General features: G+C 67.6%; 16 protein-coding genes, 1 tRNA gene and 1 pseudogene. 11 read left to right on the forward strand and 7 right to left on the reverse strand.

Annotated elements, in window-relative coordinates; translation table 11 throughout:
• Positions 1 to 10: 10 nt before the first annotated feature.
• Positions 11 to 1198 carry an ADP-dependent glucokinase/phosphofructokinase gene (locus E3O50_RS04095; protein ID WP_134558150.1) on the forward strand — a complete coding sequence of 396 codons (1188 nt, stop codon included), beginning with the start codon at positions 11 to 13 and terminating at the stop codon, positions 1196 to 1198.
• 84 nt (positions 1199 to 1282) lie between these two features.
• On the opposite strand, the gene E3O50_RS04100 is transcribed toward E3O50_RS04095, so the two are convergent.
• On the reverse strand, positions 1283 to 2032 hold the full coding sequence (locus tag E3O50_RS04100) for an NAD-dependent epimerase/dehydratase family protein (protein WP_134558151.1): 750 nt from the start codon (positions 2030 to 2032) through the stop codon (positions 1283 to 1285).
• A 13-nt stretch (positions 2033 to 2045) separates the two neighbouring features.
• On the reverse strand, positions 2046 to 2564 hold the full coding sequence (locus tag E3O50_RS04105) for a GNAT family N-acetyltransferase (RefSeq protein WP_134558152.1): 519 nt from the start codon (positions 2562 to 2564) through the stop codon (positions 2046 to 2048).
• A gap of 364 nt (positions 2565 to 2928) precedes the next feature.
• Here E3O50_RS04105 and E3O50_RS19490 point away from each other — a divergent pair.
• The 3 genes and pseudogenes from E3O50_RS19490 to eda all read left to right on the forward strand — a co-directional run.
• Positions 2929 to 3363 (forward strand): annotated as a pseudogene (locus E3O50_RS19490) (gluconokinase); the annotation flags it as partial.
• A 117-nt stretch (positions 3364 to 3480) separates the two neighbouring features.
• On the forward strand, positions 3481 to 5313 hold the full coding sequence (gene edd / locus E3O50_RS04110; protein ID WP_174774571.1) for a phosphogluconate dehydratase: 1833 nt from the start codon (positions 3481 to 3483) through the stop codon (positions 5311 to 5313).
• Entirely contained in the window at positions 5313 to 5945 is a 633-nt protein-coding gene (gene eda, locus E3O50_RS04115) for a bifunctional 4-hydroxy-2-oxoglutarate aldolase/2-dehydro-3-deoxy-phosphogluconate aldolase (RefSeq protein WP_134558154.1), read from the forward strand. The genes edd and eda overlap by 1 nt, the downstream gene beginning before the upstream one ends.
• Before the next feature lie 38 nt (positions 5946 to 5983).
• Here eda and E3O50_RS04120 read toward each other — a convergent pair whose 3' ends face one another.
• Both E3O50_RS04120 and E3O50_RS04125 read right to left on the reverse strand, forming a co-directional pair.
• On the reverse strand, positions 5984 to 6766 hold the full coding sequence (locus E3O50_RS04120; RefSeq protein WP_134448414.1) for a hypothetical protein: 783 nt from the start codon (positions 6764 to 6766) through the stop codon (positions 5984 to 5986).
• A gap of 71 nt (positions 6767 to 6837) precedes the next feature.
• Positions 6838 to 6908: transfer RNA gene (locus E3O50_RS04125), tRNA-Gly, on the reverse strand.
• Positions 6909 to 6980: 72 nt separating this feature from the next.
• On the opposite strand from E3O50_RS04125, the gene dcd reads away from it, so the two are divergent.
• Both dcd and E3O50_RS04135 read left to right on the forward strand, forming a co-directional pair.
• Positions 6981 to 7583: a dCTP deaminase gene (gene dcd / locus E3O50_RS04130; protein ID WP_134448386.1), complete on the forward strand. Its 603-nt coding sequence runs from the start codon at positions 6981 to 6983 to the stop codon at positions 7581 to 7583.
• A 96-nt stretch (positions 7584 to 7679) separates the two neighbouring features.
• Complete coding sequence (locus E3O50_RS04135; protein WP_134558155.1) at positions 7680 to 8213, forward strand: hypothetical protein; 534 nt, start codon at positions 7680 to 7682, stop codon at positions 8211 to 8213.
• A 7-nt stretch (positions 8214 to 8220) separates the two neighbouring features.
• Here E3O50_RS04135 and E3O50_RS04140 read toward each other — a convergent pair whose 3' ends face one another.
• The 3 genes from E3O50_RS04140 to E3O50_RS04150 form a co-directional block, all read right to left on the reverse strand.
• The gene (locus tag E3O50_RS04140; protein WP_134558156.1) at positions 8221 to 8667 is read right to left on the reverse strand and encodes a hypothetical protein; all 447 of its coding nucleotides are present in this window, start codon (positions 8665 to 8667) and stop codon (positions 8221 to 8223) included.
• A 68-nt stretch (positions 8668 to 8735) separates the two neighbouring features.
• Positions 8736 to 9536, reverse strand: a complete 801-nt coding sequence (locus E3O50_RS04145; protein ID WP_134558157.1) for an isocitrate lyase/phosphoenolpyruvate mutase family protein — start codon at positions 9534 to 9536, stop codon at positions 8736 to 8738.
• A gap of 76 nt (positions 9537 to 9612) precedes the next feature.
• On the reverse strand, positions 9613 to 10932 hold the full coding sequence (locus tag E3O50_RS04150; RefSeq protein WP_134558158.1) for an MFS transporter: 1320 nt from the start codon (positions 10930 to 10932) through the stop codon (positions 9613 to 9615).
• A 196-nt stretch (positions 10933 to 11128) separates the two neighbouring features.
• Between E3O50_RS04150 and dnaK the strand changes: the two genes are divergently transcribed.
• From dnaK to E3O50_RS04175, 5 genes are read left to right on the forward strand one after another with little or no spacing between them, the layout of a single operon-like run.
• A complete protein-coding gene (gene dnaK / locus E3O50_RS04155; protein ID WP_134448377.1) occupies positions 11129 to 12997 on the forward strand; it encodes a molecular chaperone DnaK in 1869 nt (622 codons plus the stop codon).
• On the forward strand, positions 12997 to 13602 hold the full coding sequence (locus E3O50_RS04160) for a nucleotide exchange factor GrpE (RefSeq protein ID WP_134448375.1): 606 nt from the start codon (positions 12997 to 12999) through the stop codon (positions 13600 to 13602). Before dnaK ends, E3O50_RS04160 begins: the two co-directional genes overlap by 1 nt.
• Entirely contained in the window at positions 13595 to 14605 is a 1011-nt protein-coding gene (locus E3O50_RS04165) for a DnaJ C-terminal domain-containing protein (RefSeq protein ID WP_134448374.1), read from the forward strand. The genes E3O50_RS04160 and E3O50_RS04165 overlap by 8 nt, the downstream gene beginning before the upstream one ends.
• A 2-nt stretch (positions 14606 to 14607) precedes the next feature.
• A complete protein-coding gene (locus E3O50_RS04170) occupies positions 14608 to 15024 on the forward strand; it encodes a MerR family transcriptional regulator (protein ID WP_134448372.1) in 417 nt (138 codons plus the stop codon).
• The gene (locus E3O50_RS04175; RefSeq protein ID WP_241975200.1) at positions 15011 to 16165 is read left to right on the forward strand and encodes a methyltransferase; all 1155 of its coding nucleotides are present in this window, start codon (positions 15011 to 15013) and stop codon (positions 16163 to 16165) included. The genes E3O50_RS04170 and E3O50_RS04175 overlap by 14 nt, the downstream gene beginning before the upstream one ends.
• Positions 16166 to 16578: the final 413 nt, after the last annotated feature.

Genomic DNA, 16578 nt, shown 5'->3' on the forward strand with positions numbered 1-16578 from the left:
ACATATCTCCATGCGCGAAAAACTGGTGTTGGGGCTCGGCGGAACCGTCGACTACGAGATCGCCTGGGACTCCCGGGTGATCGAGCACCTCATCCGCGAGTACTCCATTCGCGCGTCGGAGCTGGATGCCTCGATCCCGGTCATGAGCGAGCGGGACCTCGTCGTCACGTTGCTCGCCTTCCTCGAGGGCGGTGCCGGAGGAGAGCGATTCGTCGCCTCCTCCGACATCGTGGAGACGTTCGCCGCCCGGTTCGATAGAAGGATCACCCTGGGCGGCACGTGCGTGCGCGCCGCGATGGCGATGCAGGCGCTCGGCATCGAGAGCACTGTTCACTTGGTCAGCATCGACGATCACGTTCGCAGGCTGCTCCCCGCGGGATGTGCCTACCTCTGCAGCGCAGACCACGACACGACCGATCCGCATCTCATCGTGCAGTTCAACGCGGGCGCGCGCGTCCAGGCCGGCGACATCGACCTGCGTGCGCCGCACCCGAATCGGGTCATCTACGCCAATGATCCACCGAACGAACAGCTGCTGTTGAGCAACGCTCTCGGAGAGGTGCTCCGAGATGCCGAGGTGTTCCTGATCTCGGGGTTCAACGTCATCCAGGACACGGACCTGCTCCAAGAACGGTTGGTGGACATCCTTCGGCACATGCAGCAGTTGCCGGTAACAGCCGTCGTCTATTACGAGGACGCCGGATTCCATGTCCCGGCGATGAGCCGGTACGTGCGCGACGCGCTCATCGGGGTGATCGACGTGTACAGCATGAACGAGGACGAAATGCAGGCATACCTGGGACGCCCCGTCGACCTCCTGGCCGTCGACGAGGTGGCCGAGGCGCTCCGGGAATTGCAGCGGCTGATCCCCGCCGCGACCCTGGTCGTGCACACGAAGTACTGGTCACTCGCCCTGGGCGAGTTCGCCGCCTCCTATGGCGCGAGCCTCCAGGGCGGCATCACGATGGCGAGCACGCGATATTGCTACGGGGACGATTTCACCGAGCGGGACTACCGGGAAGTCGACAACCGGATGCCCAGCGTGCCCGGTACTCGGTTCGCCTCCGATCTCGAGGACCGGATGGGGCACACCGTCCGGTGCCTGCCCGCGTTCGCGCTCACCGTCGCCGCGCCGACGACCATCGGACTGGGCGACTCGTTCGTCGGCGGGTTCATCGCTGCCCTGGCTCGGCGCTAGCCGGGCGGACAGTGGTCGAAGCCGGGCCGGCTGCCGTTCCAGTGAAGACCGGGTCGCTCCGGTTCCAGAGAGTGCGGCCCAGGACTAGGACGACCGTTCGCCGGTCAGCCACTCGTCGAATGTCGTGGGAGCCTCGCCCTCGTCCCCGGTGCCGCGCAGCACCCCGGAACGCATTCCGCGCCAGTACGCGCCGGGAAGGGACACCCCGAGTGCCGGCATCCGTCGCCCGTCGGCCCGGATGACCTTGCGCACCATGCCGAGGAGGATCTCATCCCGCGGCCCGCGCAGGTCGCGGTGACGTCCCCGCTCGGTGCCGTCGGCGATCGCAACGAGGGCGTCGGCCACGTCGGCGGCCGCGATCGGACGCAGCAGTCCGGCGGGGACCAGGGCGATCGGGCCGAACGACGCGCGTCCGAGCACCTGCCGCGCGAACTCGTGGAACTGGGTGGTTCGCAGGATGCTGAACGGCACCGGCCCGGCGGTGACGAGGCGCTCCTGCTCGACCTTCCCGGCGTAATACCCGAGCGGCAGGTAGTCGATTCCGACGATCGACAGCGCCACGTGGTGTCCCACCGACTGGCGCACTTCCGCGGCGAGCAGGTGCCTGGTCGCCGCGCCGAAGAACTCGACGGATGCTGCGGCTGAGGTGCTCGCCACGCTCGTGACGTCGATCACGGCATCCGCTGCCGTGAGCGCCGCGTCGAGTCCGACGCCGGTGCTGACGTCCTGCCCGGTTGACCGTGACAGCGGGACGACCTCGTGACCACGGCGTTGGGCGACCGCAACGACGTGCCTGCCGACGGTGCCGGTCGCCCCGGCTACGACGATCCTCATGATGCGACCCCTCCTAGGACGTTGTGAGTTGCTTGACCATCTCGAGTTCCCGGGTCGTCGGGTCGAGGTCGTAGGGCGCGGTCACGCCGGTTGCCGCGAAGCCGCGGTGCTCGTAGGCGGCGCGGGCGCGGTCGTTGTGGTCGTGCACGTGCAACGTGAGCCGACCCGATTCCGTGAGCGCCCAGTCCTCGATGCGCGACAGGAGAGCATCCGTAACGCCGGCCGCCCCGCCGCGGTAGTCCGGCGCGACGTAGACACCGACGAGCAGCGCACCCGTCGCCTCGTCGGGAACGTAGCCGCCCATCGTCCCGACCCAGCGCCCAGAGGGCGCGATCGCCACGACGACGATCGAATGCTCATGGGTGCCGCGCGCTCCGCGCATGGTCCATTCGGCCTCGTCGTGGGCGAGCGCGGCGTCGAAGGTCTCCCCGAAGGCGAGGGGCGTGTCGTGGAGCATCTCCAGTCGAAGTTCCCGGATCTCGCGCCAGTCTGCCGCCGTCGTGCGGCGAATCGTGAACCCCTCGGTCATCATCCACGCACGATAGCAGGGAAGCGCGCCGGGTCGAGGTGAAGCGCCGCGCTCACCGGGTCCGCGCCGCGTGCGGGCCACGCACGCCTCGACTTGACGGCTCTCTCCCGGAGTGCCACACTCGCAATATCTGATTAATCAGATTAATCTGATTAATGAAATTCAGCGTCAACCTCGCTGTGCCCGCGCCAGCGGAGCGCGGTGACCTGGGCCTGACAATGAGGTCGCGCCGAAGCGTCCTCGCGAGAGGACGACGATGTACTCATCCACACCACCCGGACTGACGAACGCAACCCCACCAGCCCGCGTCAGCAGCGACCCGCACACCCCTGTCGGCGTGCCCGGCCCGCAACCCGTCCTGGTCATGATGGGGGTTTCCGGCTCGGGCAAGTCGACCGTAGCCGCTCTCCTCGCCAGCCAGCTCGGGTGGGACTTCGTCGAGGGCGACGATCTGCACCCCGCGGCGAACGTGGCCAAGATGGCGTCGGGCACTCCGCTCACCGACGAGGACCGCTGGCCCTGGCTCGACACCGTGTCGTCCTGGATCGTCGAGCACACCACGGCCGACCTCCCCGGCATCGTCACCTGCTCGGCGCTGAAGAAGCAGTATCGGGACGTGCTGCGCGAGCAGAACGTGATCTTCGTGCACCTCGTCGGCTCAAAGGACCTGCTCGGCGCACGGATGTCTGCCCGACTCGACCACTACATGCCGGCCAGTCTTCTCGATTCGCAGCTGGACACCCTGGAGCCGTTGGATTCCGACGAGCGCGGCATCCTGATCGACGCGGCGAGACCGCCCGCCGAGGAGGCCGCCAGGATCGTCACGATGCTCGGCCTGCGGCCGGCCGCAGGCTCGTCCGCACCCGGTGCGGCCACATCAGGACAGTCGACCGCCCGGACGCCGAACACCACTGTGGCCATGCACCCGGTCGTCGAAGCGGTCACGCGCCGCATCATCGAACGCAGCGCACAGAGCCGGGCCAGGTACCTCGCCCGGATCGATGCCGCCGCGGAGCAGGGACCGACCCGCGGTCGCCTGGGCTGCGCGAACCTCGCCCACGGGTTCGCTGCCACCGGCCAGCAGGACAAGGCGGCGCTGCGCGCCTTCGTGAAGCCGAACATCGGGATCGTGTCCTCGTACAACGACGTGCTCTCCGCGCACCAGCCGTTCGCGGCCTACCCGGCGATCCTCAAAGACGCCGTCCGGAAGGCCGGCGGCATCGCGCAGGTCGCGGGCGGCGTGCCCGCGATGTGCGACGGCATCACCCAGGGCAGAGACGGCATGCAGCTGTCGCTGTTCAGCCGCGATCTGATCGCCATGGCGACCGGCGTCGCGCTGGCCCACGACCTGTTCGACGGAGCGCTGCTGCTCGGCGTCTGCGACAAGATCGTGCCAGGCCTGGTCATCGGCGCGCTGGCCTTCGGTCACCTCCCGGCCATCCTGGTGCCGACCGGACCGATGAGTTCCGGGATTCCGAACAAGGAAAAGAGCCGGATCCGCGAGCTCTACGCCGAAGGCCTGGCCGACCGCGAGCAACTTCTCGAGGCCGAGACGGCGTCGTACCATTCCGCAGGCACCTGTACCTTCTACGGGACGGCGAACTCCAACCAGATGCTGATGGAGGTCATGGGACTCCACCTTCCCGGCGCGAGCTTCGTCAGCCCGGACTCCCCGTTGCGCGAGGCCCTCACCGCCGCCGCGGCCCGCCAGGTGGTCGCGCTGACCGAGCTGAAAGACCGGTACACCCCGATCGGACGCGTGGTGGACGAGCGGTCGATCATCAACGGCGTCGTTGCCCTGCTTGCCACCGGAGGGTCGACCAACCACACGCTGCACCTCCCGGCAATCGCGGCCGCCGCGGGGATCCAGCTCACCTGGCAGGACTTCGCGGACCTGTCCGAGGTCGTTCCCCTGCTTGTCCGCATCTACCCCAACGGCCCTGCCGACATCAACCACTTCCACGCCGCCGGGGGCACGGCGTTCCTGATCGGCCAGCTCCTCGACGCGGGCTTGCTGCACCCCGACGTCCGCACCGTTGCCGGCGCGGGACTCGACGCCTATCGCCGGGAGCCGGTGCTCGACGGAAACGCCCTGAGCTACCGCCCGGGACCGACCGAGAGCCTCGACACGGACGTGCTGCGGCCCGCCTCAGCGCCTTTCGCGCCGAACGGCGGACTCCGGATCCTGGACGGCAATCTCGGCAGTGCGGTCATCAAGGTCGCCGCGGTGGCGACCGAACACCACGTCATCCAGGCGCCCGCGGTGGTGTTCGACGACCAGCACGTCTTCCTCGCAGCGTTCGAAGCCGGTGAGCTCGACCGGGATCTCGTGGCCGTGATTCGGTATCAGGGCCCGTCCGCAAATGGAATGCCCGAGCTGCACAAGCTCACCCCGGCGCTCGGCATCCTCCAGGATCGCGGCTATCAGGTCGCTCTGGTCACCGATGGGCGGATGTCCGGCGCGTCGGGAAAGATCCCGGCCGCCATCCACCTCACCCCCGAAGCCGCAGCGGGCGGTCCGATCGGCCGCATCCGCGATGGCGACCTCGTACGCCTCGACGCGACGGCGGGCGCCCTCGACGTCCTCCTCGACGACGACGTCTTCGCGGCCCGCGAAATCACCGGTGCTGCGCTCGACGACGTCAGCTGGTCCGGCACCGGTCGGGAGCTCTTCTCGGTCTTCCGCCGGCAGGTCGGCCCGGCCGACCGTGGCGCCAGCGTCATCACCAACACACTTGAAGGAGTCCTCTGATGTCCACCCTGAACGCAGCCCAGCTGCTCGAGCTCGCACCCGTGATCCCCGTCGTCGTCATCGAGGATGCCGACCGCGCGGTGGCACTGGCCCGGGCACTCGTGGCGGGTGGCCTGCCGGTTATCGAGGTGACGCTGCGCACCCCGGCTGCACTGCGTGCGATCAGTGCCATCGCCGACCAGGTGCCCGACGCCGTCATCGGCGCCGGAACGGTCAACAACCCGGAACTCGTGCGTCGGGCCGCCGAGGCCGGGGCCCGGTTCCTGATTTCTCCCGGGTCGACCGATGCCCTGCTCGACGCGATGGACGCATCCGGTCTGCCCTACCTGCCGGGAGCCGCGACCGCGTCGGAGGTCCTGCGGCTGATCGAACGCGGACACCCGGAGATGAAGTTCTTCCCTGCCGAGGCGTCCGGCGGCCACGCGGTGCTGCGCTCACTCGCGGCGCCCCTGCCGGAAGCGCGGTTCTGTCCGACGGGCGGGATCACGCTCGCGAGCGCGCCCGTCTACCTCGCGCTTCCCAACGTTGGGTGCATCGGCGGCACGTGGATCACTCCGCTGGATGCCATTGAAGTCGGCGACTGGACGCGTATCGAAGGACTGGCCCGCCAGGCCGCCGGCCTGCGGCCCTGAACTGCGGCACTCGGCTTGGGCTCTGGCTTCGGCCAGGCCTAGCCGAGGCCCGCGATCCGGTTCAGTGCGGCACGCATGATGAGCTCGGCGGGGTCGTCGAGGACCTCGTGGTTGAGGTAGAACGCTTCGAACCACGCGCGCACTTCCTCCTCGGGGAGCCCGACCGCAACCCAGTCGACCCCGGCGACCGCTTCGGAGACCGGTTCCCCCGTGCCGGCATCGAGCCACGCCCGCACAATCGGCGTCTCGGGGTCCGCGTCTTCCGGGTTCCAGGTGAGGATCAGGCTGCGTGCCTCGTCGTCCGTGTGCAGATGGTCGGTGCGCCCGGACCCCAGCCAGGGCAGCATCATCTGCTCGCCGGGAATGGCAACGTCCACGATCTCCAGGGGCACCGCCCCGAAGTCGCGGGCGTAGACCCGAAGTCCTTCGTGGTGCCAGTCGGCGGCCTCTTCGGCGTCCTCCGCGAGATCTTCGAGCAGAGGGAGAGTGTGCTTGACGAGCGCCAGGGCCCACGCCACGAGTTCCTTCGTCTCCCGCTTCGGCCACGGGCTGCGATCAGTCTCTTCTCCGTCGGCGCCATGGAAGTGGTGCTCGACACCGTCAGGCGTCGTTTCCAGGTGCAGCTCACCGCCCTCGAACCCGAGGGAGAACACGGCCACCTCTTCTTCGTCGGCCTCGCCCTCACCGTCGACGAACCAGTCGGCGTTCAGCACCGGGTTCCGGAACTGGGTCGGCAGCGGCGGAGCCTCCAACGGCAGGTCGCCCAGGTCCAACACCGCCCGGAAAACAGTGTCCGGCATTCGCAAGGTGGGGTCAGTCACAGGTACTCCTCAGTCCGCGTCGAGAATACCGGAAACGAGGCGTCGGGAAGTGACGTCGGGAAGTGACACGGAGCGGATGACGGGAATCGAACCCGCGCTATCAGCTTGGGAAGCTGAAGTTCTACCATTGAACTACATCCGCGCGTCCGGCCGCGGGCAGTGCCTGCACCGGAACCGTGCCAGCATATCAAGTCCTCGCCGTTAGGCTGGACCCGTGCTGCTCTCCGATCGTGATATCAAGGCCGAAATCGACGCGGGACGTATCGGGCTCGAGCCCTACGCTCCGGAGATGATCCAGCCGTCGAGCGTCGACGTGCGCATCGACCGGTACTTCCGGTTGTTCGACAACCACAAGTACCCCTATATCGATCCGGCCGAGGACCAGCCCGAACTCACCCGGCTGATCGAGATCCCCCACGACGAACCGTTCATCCTGCACCCCGGTGAATTCGTGCTCGGCTCCACCTATGAAAAGGTCAGCCTCGCCGACACGATCGCGGCCCGCCTCGAGGGCAAGAGCTCGCTCGGCCGCCTCGGCCTCCTCACCCACTCGACGGCCGGATTCATCGACCCGGGCTTCACCGGCCACGTGACCCTCGAGCTCAGCAACGTGGCCACCCTGCCGATCAAGCTCTGGCCCGGCATGAAGATCGGCCAGCTCTGCTTCTTTCAGCTGAGCTCGGCCGCCGAACGCCCGTACGGCTCGAGCCAGTACAGCTCGCGCTACCAGGGCCAGCGCGGGCCGACGGCGTCGCGCTCCTTCCAGAACTTCCACCGCACGGATGTCTCGATCGCCCCGACGACGGACGTGCAGTAGCCGCAACCCCCGTTCCGCCCCCGCCGGAAAAGTCCTGATCCAGAGCGAGAGGACGGGTTCACACGGGCGCAACATGCGGCCGGTAAAATCGGGAGCATGACGACGACATCCGTACCCGGTTTTGCCGAGGCGCTCATCGCGCCCGGCCCGACGCCCGAATACCCGGGCCGGATGCGTCGCTTCGGCCAGCTCGTCGGCAGCTGGGCCGCGAAGGGCTCACGCCTCGACGAAGCGACCGGCGACTGGCACGAGCGTCAGTTCACCTGGATCGTCGAGTTCGTGCTCGACGGGCGTGCGGTGCAGGACGTCGAGATCGTCGATGTCCCCGTGAGCGACACGCATCCCGACGGACGGGAAACCGTGGCCATGGCCGTGCGCGTCTACGACCCGCACGCGGGCGCCTGGCGGGTCAGCTATTTCGCCCCCGCCATCGGCGAGTACTGCCACCTCGTGGCAACCCCGCACCGCAACGGGCTGCGCCAGGACGGTACCGGCACCGACGGCCGGCCGATCCGCTGGAACTTCGTGTCCATCACCGCGGACGCCTACTCCTGGGAGGGCTGGGTCTCCAACGACGAGGGCGCGACCTGGGTGCTCGTCGAGCACAACGAGGCCACCCGCATCCGCTGACCGGCAGCTACCGGGCCACTCGCTCCCGGATCGGCTCCAGACCCCGCACCACGCCGGGTGCGAGGCCCAGCAGGGCGTAGACGGCGATCAGTTCGAGTGCGCCGAGGCTGAAGTAGATCGTCTGCAGGTCCGCGTACTGCCTGATCAGGGCGATCTCCACGAAGATCCAGATCATCATGCCGAAACCTGCAACGACGGTCGCGATCAGTGCCCAGTCCTTGCGGCGCAGCAGGCCGATCGCCGCCAGGAGCTGGGTACCGCCTGCGACAACGCCGAGCACGAGCCCCGGAACGAAGTAGGACGTGAACGGTGTGCCCTCGAGGTAGGCCAGCGGCAATCCGCCGCCGTTGAACCCGGAGCAGAGAACCATCCCTGCGAAGGCCGATACCGCTCCGAACAGGAGCAGACCGATCAGGATGCCGCGGACCAGCGCGGCGGAGACGCTGAGTTTCATGTCGGGAACCTCTCACTTTCTCCCGAGCATATTCCCGAACTCACCGCGCCGCCGGCCACGGCATTCCGCTAGAGCGAGAAGGGAAAGCCCAGATCTGCAGGATATTCTCCGAGAGAGGTGAGCTGGGTCGCCGAGCGCTTCAGCGCGGCGAGGGTGAGGCCGAGCGTGCCCGGTCCGAAGCTCACCCGGGAGACGCCGAGCTCGGCCAGACGGGCCAGGGGAACGGCGCCCGGGTGCCCGATCACGGAGATGCGGCCGTTGACCTCGTCGAGGGCCCGCTTGACCTTGTCCTCGTCGCCGAGGCCGAGGAAGAAGATCACGTCGGCGCCCGCGTCGAGATACGCGTTGGCGCGGGCCACGGCCTCGTCCCATTCGCCGCCGCCGGCCAGGGTGTCCACCCGGGCGTTGATCACGAGCGGCACGCCCGCGGCGTCGGCCCCGGTGCGCGCGGCGGCCACCCGGGCTGCCGCGGTCGCGATGTCGTACTGCGGTGCCTTCGCGGCGCCGATCGAGTCCTCGAGGTTGATGCCTGAGGCGCCGGCCTCCTCGACGAGGCGACGGACGTTGCGGGCGACGCCGGCGGCATCCGCTGCGTACCCCTTCTCGAAGTCGACCGACACCGGCAGGTCGACCGCGCCGATGATGATGCGTGCCGCCGCGATCGCCTCGTCGACCGTGAGCCCGCCGCCGTCTTCGAGGCCGCGCACATTGGACACGGAGTGCGAGGCCGTTGCCAGGGCCCGCACGCCGGGCGCCTCCGACACGATCTTCGCGGTGATGGCGTCCCAGACGTTCGTCACGATGAGCGGTGTGCCCGGGACGTGGAGCGCGTTGAGAAGTTCGGCCTTCTGGATCTGCTGAGTTGTCATCTCTCCAGCCTGACAAAAATGCCGCTCGTGGGCGAGATCACAGCGGATGTCCAGTCGATGAACAGAGATCGTCCAGCTACCCGAGCGGGTGCTGCTTCGCCTTCACCGGGATCAGCATCAGCAGCCCGACCAGGAGCACGAGCGCGATGCCGAGGATGCCCCAGACCTGGCTGCCCGAGACGCTGACGAACAGGGCGAAGAGCGTCGGTGCGAGGAAGGTCGCCGCCTTGCCGGTCGTCGCGTAGAGGCCGAAGATCTCGCCCTCGCGCCCGGCCGGGATGCCGCGGGCGAGGAAGCTGCGGCTCGCGGACTGGGCCGGGCCGACGAACACGCACATCAGCAGGCCGAAGATCCAGAACATGGTCGCGCCGCCGGTGGCGAAGAAGAAGACGGCGAGGCCGGCGACGATGGTGCCGGACAGGGCGACCACCATCACGTTCTTGGCCCCGAGGCGGTCGTCGAGGCGGCCGACGAGCACGGTGGAGATGCCGGCGATGACGTTGGCGACGATCGCGAAGATGATCACGTCGCCGCTCGAGAAACCGAAGGTGCCGGCCGCGAGGATGCCGCCGAACTGGAACACCCCGGTGAGGCCGTCGCGGAAGACCGCGCTCGCGATCAGGAAGAGCGCCAGCTGGCGGTCGCCGCGCCAGAGTGCGGCCACGTCGCGCCCGAGCAGTACATAGGAGCGGAAGAAGCCGACCCGCTCGCGCCGGGCGGCGGTGGGAGCCGCGTACTCGGGCACCCGGAAGAGCAGCGGCAGGGAGAACAGGCCGAACCAGGCTGCCGCGATGAGCATTGACACCCGCACCGACAGCCCGTTTGCGTCGGTGACGCCGAAAAGACCGACGTCGGGGTGGATGAAGCCGAAGTAAAGGATGAGCAGCAGCACAATGCCGCCGAAGTAGCCCATCGACCAGCCGAATCCGCTGACCCTGCCGATCGTCTTCGGCGTGGAGACCTGGCCGAGCATCGCGTTGTAGTTGACGGTCGCGAATTCGTAGAACACGGTCCCGGCGGCAAGGAGGATCAGTCCGAGCAGCAGGAAGTCGGGCGAGGCCTGCACGAAGAACATCGCGGCGGTGAGGCCGACGACGATGAAGGTATTGACGCCGAGCCAGAGTTTCCGGCGACCGGAGGCATCGGAGCGCTGCCCCGTGATCGGCGCGAGCAGGGCCACGAGCAGGCCTGCGATCGCGAGCGCCCAGCCGAGCTGGGCCGAGATGACGTCCTTGTCGCCGAACGACGAGCCGGTGAGGTACACCGTGAAGACGAAGGTCGTGACGACGGCGTTGAATGCGGCCGAACCGCCGTCCCAGAGGCTCCAGGCGATCACGCCGCGCCCGGCCGGGGTGGGGTGATCTGCCGTGCCGCGCTGTTCCGCTGTCCCAGTCATGCGCTCAGAGTAGTGGTCGCCGGGGAACAGTGGGGAAATTGATCGGGAATCCAAAGTTGAGTCACTCACACTCAACTTTCAGCTGGCTGGCTTGACTCCGATTTCGGGCGGTGCCACACTTGAGTCAATACCGCTCAACTCTGGTCGATCATACCGATTGTCCCGTTGAGCTCACACTTTGAAGGAGAACGCACACATGGCCCGTGCAGTAGGCATCGACCTCGGAACCACCAACTCGGTGGTGGCCGTCCTCGAGGGTGGAGAACCCACCGTCATCGCGAACGCTGAAGGCTTCCGCACCACCCCGTCCGTCGTCGCATTCACCAAGGACGGCGAGGTTCTCGTCGGTGAGACCGCCAAGCGCCAGGCTGTCACCAACGTCGACCGCACCATTTCTTCCGTCAAGCGCCACATGGGCACCGACTGGACCGTCGGCATCGACGACAAGAAGTACACCCCGCAGGAGATCTCCGCCCGCATCCTCGCCAAGCTGAAGCGCGACGCCGAGCAGTACCTCGGCGACAAGGTGACGGATGCCGTCATCACCGTCCCCGCGTACTTCAACGACGCCGAGCGCCAGGCCACGAAGGAGGCCGGAGAGATCTCGGGCCTCAACGTGCTCCGCATCATCAACGAGCCGACCGCAGCAGCACTCGCTTACGGCCTGGACAAGGGCAAGGAAGACGAGCTCATCCTGGTCTTCGACCTCGGCGGCGGAACCTTCGACGTCTCCCTCCTCGAGGTGGGCAAGGACGACGACTTCTCGACCATCCAGGTGCGTTCGACCGCCGGTGACAACCGCCTCGGCGGCGACGACTGGGACCAGCGCATCGTCGACTACCTGATCAAGAAGTTCAAGGAAACCACCGGCGTCGACGTCTCCAAGGACAAGATCGCCAAGCAGCGCCTCAAGGAAGCCGCGGAGCAGGCCAAGAAGGAACTCTCCAGCAGCATGTCCACGAGCATCCAGCTGCCGTACCTCTCCCTGACCGAGAATGGCCCGGCCAACCTCGACGAGACGCTGACCCGCGCCCAGTTCGAGAAGATGACCGAAGACCTCCTCGACCGCACCAAGAAGCCGTTCCAGGACGTCATCCGTGAAGCCGGCGTCAAGGTGGGCGACATCGCCCACGTCGTGCTCGTCGGTGGTTCGACGCGTATGCCCGCCGTCTACGAGCTCGTCAAGAGCGAGACCGGCGGCAAGGACCCGAACAAGGGCGTCAACCCGGACGAGGTCGTCGCCGTCGGCGCCGCACTCCAGGCCGGTGTGCTGAAGGGCGAGCGCAAGGACGTCCTCCTGATCGACGTCACCCCGCTGAGCCTCGGCATCGAGACCAAGGGCGGCATCATGACGCGCCTCATCGAGCGCAACACGGCCATCCCGACCAAGCGCAGCGAGACCTTCACCACGGCAGACGACAACCAGCCGTCCGTCGCGATCCAGGTCTTCCAGGGCGAGCGCGAGTTCACCCGCGACAACAAGAACCTCGGCACCTTCGAGCTGACCGGTATCGCACCGGCCCCGCGCGGCATCCCGCAGGTCGAGGTCACCTTCGACCTCGACGCCAACGGCATCGTGCACGTGTCCGCCAAGGACAAGGGCACCGGCAAGGAGCAGTCCATGACCATCACGGGCGGTTCCTCGCTCGCGAAGGAAGACATCGAGCGCATGGTGCGCGAGGGCGAAGAGCACGCCGCAGAAGACAAGCGTCGTCGCGAAACCGCCGAGACCCGCAACACCGCCGAGCAGCTCGCGTACTCGATCGAGAAGCTCCTCAAGGAAAACGACGAGAAGCTCCCGGCCGAGGTCAAGACCGAGGTCCAGGCCGACGTCGACGCGCTCAAGTCTGCGCTCGCCGGAGACGACGAGGCCGCGGTCAAGACCGCGTTCGACAAGCTCAACGAGAGCCAGGGCAAGATCGGCGAGGCCATCTACAAGTCGAGCCAGGCGGATGCCGCGACGCCCCCCACCGAATCCGGCGAACCGACCGCTGACGCGGGCAAGTCCGACGAAGACGTGGTTGACGCCGAGGTTGTCGACGACGAGGAAGAAACCAAGAAGTAATGGCCAAGGACAAGGGTCCGGTCAACGGGCCGTCCGACGAAGAGGTGGAGCCGGTCGCCGCGGAGGAATCTGCGGCAGCCGAGGCGTCCGCCGAATCCGAGGCCGCTGCATCCGCTGAGGGCATCGAGGAAGACGAGCTGACGGTCCAGGACATCCTGGATGCCGCCACGCGCGAGGTCGCAGAGCCGACGAGCGAACATCTCGCCGATCTCAAGCGGGTCACCGCCGAGTACGCGAATTATCGCAAGCGCACCGAGGCGAACCGCGAGATCGAGCGTGAGCGCGTGACCGTGGACGTCGTCAAGGGCCTGATCCCGGTGCTCGACGACCTGGACCGTGCCGAGAAGCACGGCGACCTCGTCGCAGACACCGCATTCAGCACCATCGCAGCCAAACTGCGCACGAGCGTGGAGCGCCTCGGCGTGAAGCCGTTCGGCACGGTCGGCGAACCGTTCGACCCCACCGTGCATGAGGCCATCTTCCAGATGCCTACGCCCGATGTGACGGTCGACACGGTCGGCGAGGTGGTCGAGACCGGCTATTTCCTGGGCTCGACGCTGCTGCGTGTTGCCAAGGTCGTAGTCCAGGTACCGAGCGATGGCTAGCCAGGACTGGTTCGACAAAGACTTTTACAAGGTCCTCGGCGTCTCGAAAGACGTGACGCCGGCCGACCTCAAGAAGGCCTATCGCAAGCTCGCCCGCAAGTATCACCCGGACTCCAATCCGGGCAATCCTGCGGCCGAAGCGAAGTTCAAGGAAATCAGCGAGGCGCACTCGGTGATCGGCGACCCCGCACAGCGGAAGGAATACGACGCTGTGCGGGCCATGGGCGGTGGAGCACGCTTCACCGCCCCCGGTGGCGGAGGCGCCCAGCAGGGTGGCGGCTTCGACGACGTCTTCGGCGGCATGTTCGGTGGGGGTGCCCGGCAACAGGGCTACTCCTACCAGCAGCAGGGCGGGTTTGACGACCTGCTCGGCGGCATGTTCGGCCGGGGCGGCGCCGGCGGCGGCGGTTTCGGAACGTCCACGGGAGGGTTCCGCGGTTACGGCGGACCGACCCGCGGGCGGGACGTGATCGCATCCACGACCGTCGACTTCATCACCGCGACCCACGGCGACCAGATCACCCTGCAGACGCAGGATGGCCGGGCCATCAAGGTCAGGATTCCCGCCGGCGTCGCCGACGGGCAGAAGATCAAGCTCCGCGGCCAGGGCCAGCACAGCCCGGACGGCGGCGAGGCCGGTGACATCGTCCTCACCGTGACGGTGCGCAAGCACCCCGTCTTCGAGCGTGACGGCCTGAACCTGAGGCTGCACGTGCCCGTGACGTTCGTCGAGGCAGCTCTCGGCGCCACGATCGAAGTGCCGACCCTGGGTGGAGCGCCGGTCAAACTGCGCATCGCCCCCGGCACACCGAGCGGGCGGGTCCTGCGGGTCAAGGGACGCGGCGTTGTGACTCCGAAGGGCACCGGCGACTTGCTCGCCGAGGTCCAGGTCGCGGTGCCGTCGCACCTGTCGAAGGACGCCGAGGAGAAGCTCGCTGCTTTCGCGGCGGCCCTTCCCGACGAGAACCCGCGCGACGAACTGCTGGCGAGAGCGAGAGACTGACGGTGGACGAGAACTCCCGGGTGTTCGTCATTTCGACGGCCGCAGAGCTTGCGGGCATGCACCCGCAGACGCTGCGACAGTACGATCGCCTGGGACTGGTGAGTCCGGACCGCACCCCGGGCCGGTCTCGCCGGTATTCGATGCGTGATGTGGTGAAACTGCGCGAAATCGCGGAGCTGGGTGCCGAAGGCGTGAGCCTCGAGGGCATCCGGAGGATCATCGCGCTCGAGGACCACGTACGCCGCCTCGAATCGCGTTTGCGCGAACTCGAAGCGGCCCTCGCCGATGAACTGCTGAACCGGTCGGGTCGCCGCGTCTTCGCGGCCGGCTCGGCCGGTGAGGTCATCTCGATGCGCGCGGGCACCCGAACCCGCCGCGCGAACCAGGTGGTCATCTGGCGCCCGCTTGACGGCCGCTGATCCCGTGGCGCCCGACCCCACTGCGTTCGACTTCGCCGCGCTCCGGCGTTTTCCCGACGTCGAGGCCTCCAACCTTTTTGCCGTCGACGCGAGCGACCGGCTGATCCTCGACGAGGCGGCAGAGAGCCTTCCCGCCGAACGGCTCGTTGTCGTCGAGGACCGGTATGGCGCCCTCACCCTCGGCGCCGCTGCGCTCTTCGGGGCCACCGGCATCCGCGTGCACCAGGACGCGCTCTCGGGCGAGGCGGCCCTGGCCCGGAATGCCGACGAGTTCGGCCTCACCGACCGCTACCGCTCGTTCCCACTGGGCCACGAGCTCCTGTCGGGCGCAACCCTTGTCCTCCTCCAGCTGCCCCGCAGCCTCGCCGCGCTCGACGAGATCGCCGAGGCGATCGCCCGGTACGCCGATCCCACGGTCGTCGTTGTCGCCGGCGGGCGGCTCAAGCACATGACCCCGGCCATGAACGAGGTCCTCGCACGGCACTTCGAGCGGCTCCAGGTCTCCCCGGCCCGGCAGAAGTCCCGGGTCTTGCGTGCCTCCGGTCCCCTCCGGGCGACGGAACAGGCGAGCCAGGCCTGGCCGCACGTCAGCAGGCATGACGACCTGGGTCTGACCGTGTGCGCGCACGGCGCCGCGTTCGCCGGCACCACGATCGACATCGGAACCCGGTACCTGCTCGAGTTCCTTGACCGTATGAAACCGGATGCCGTCCGCGCGATCGACCTCGGCTGCGGCACGGGCGTGCTCGCGGCCGCGCTCGCGCTACGCCGAACCGGACTCACGATGATCGCGAGCGACCAGTCGGCCGCCGCCGTCGCATCCGCCGGGGCCACCATGATCGCCAACGGGGTCGCCGATCGGGTCACGGTCGTGCGTGATGATGCGCTCGGATCCCAGGCGGATGCGTCCAGTGAGTTGATCCTGTTGAATCCGCCGTTCCACATCGGATCCTCCGTGCATGCCGGCATCGCGCTCAAGCTCTTCGCTGACGCCGCGCGGGTGCTCCGGCCCGGCGGTGAGCTCTGGACGGTGTGGAACACACACCTCGGCTACCGGCCGGCGCTCACCCGCCTGGTCGGGCCGACGCATCAGGTCGGCCGGAACGCCAAGTTCACGGTCACGGTCTCGGTGCGACGGTAGGCAGCCGCAGGGCTTCGGGAGGCCTTCAGGGGTGCGAAACCTTCCCGAAACAGAGGTGCAATCCATCCGACACGCCCGGGATGTGACCGGGAGTTGCGGCCCCCCACGGTTCACCGTAAAGTCATCTAAGTCACCCCACAGGTTCGGAAAGCCGAAGCGCTTACCGGCCTCAAGCGGGACCACTTCCAATCCCGATCAACGCGTAAATTCGCTGATCGAGATTGATGGCGTTTCACCAGATTCCCTTAGCGGGGGACCGAGCGAAACGACACGAAAGAAGAATAAGGAATTGCCTCGGAGCGACAGCCTGCAAGGGCCTGAAGCCGGGTGCGTCCGATCCTTGAGAACTCAACAGCGTGCACAATGTCAAATGCCAAAAACCTCGTGGTTTGGATCCGTTTCTAGCGGTGAAG

The sequence above is a fragment of the Cryobacterium sp. MDB1-18-1 genome (assembly GCF_004402735.1).
GTDB classification, from domain to species: Bacteria; Actinomycetota; Actinomycetes; order Actinomycetales; family Microbacteriaceae; genus Cryobacterium; species Cryobacterium glucosi.

What these genes read in the sequence shown, in the direction of transcription:
- E3O50_RS04140 (WP_134558156.1), bottom strand. Translation starts at nt 8,667, where the DNA reads ATGAAACTCAGCGTCTCCGCCGCGCTGGTCCGCGGCATCCTGATCGGT.
- E3O50_RS04100 (WP_134558151.1), bottom strand. Translation starts at nt 2,032, where the DNA reads ATGAGGATCGTCGTAGCCGGGGCGACCGGCACCGTCGGCAGGCACGTC.
- E3O50_RS04105 (WP_134558152.1), bottom strand. Translation starts at nt 2,564, where the DNA reads ATGATGACCGAGGGGTTCACGATTCGCCGCACGACGGCGGCAGACTGG.
- edd (WP_174774571.1), top strand. Translation starts at nt 3,481, where the DNA reads ATGCACCCGGTCGTCGAAGCGGTCACGCGCCGCATCATCGAACGCAGC.
- E3O50_RS04150 (WP_134558158.1), bottom strand. Translation starts at nt 10,932, where the DNA reads ATGACTGGGACAGCGGAACAGCGCGGCACGGCAGATCACCCCACCCCG.
- E3O50_RS04135 (WP_134558155.1), top strand. Translation starts at nt 7,680, where the DNA reads ATGACGACGACATCCGTACCCGGTTTTGCCGAGGCGCTCATCGCGCCC.
- E3O50_RS04095 (WP_134558150.1), top strand. Translation starts at nt 11, where the DNA reads ATGCGCGAAAAACTGGTGTTGGGGCTCGGCGGAACCGTCGACTACGAG.
- dnaK (WP_134448377.1), top strand. Translation starts at nt 11,129, where the DNA reads ATGGCCCGTGCAGTAGGCATCGACCTCGGAACCACCAACTCGGTGGTG.
- E3O50_RS04145 (WP_134558157.1), bottom strand. Translation starts at nt 9,536, where the DNA reads ATGACAACTCAGCAGATCCAGAAGGCCGAACTTCTCAACGCGCTCCAC.
- E3O50_RS04160 (WP_134448375.1), top strand. Translation starts at nt 12,997, where the DNA reads ATGGCCAAGGACAAGGGTCCGGTCAACGGGCCGTCCGACGAAGAGGTG.
- eda (WP_134558154.1), top strand. Translation starts at nt 5,313, where the DNA reads ATGTCCACCCTGAACGCAGCCCAGCTGCTCGAGCTCGCACCCGTGATC.
- E3O50_RS04165 (WP_134448374.1), top strand. Translation starts at nt 13,595, where the DNA reads ATGGCTAGCCAGGACTGGTTCGACAAAGACTTTTACAAGGTCCTCGGC.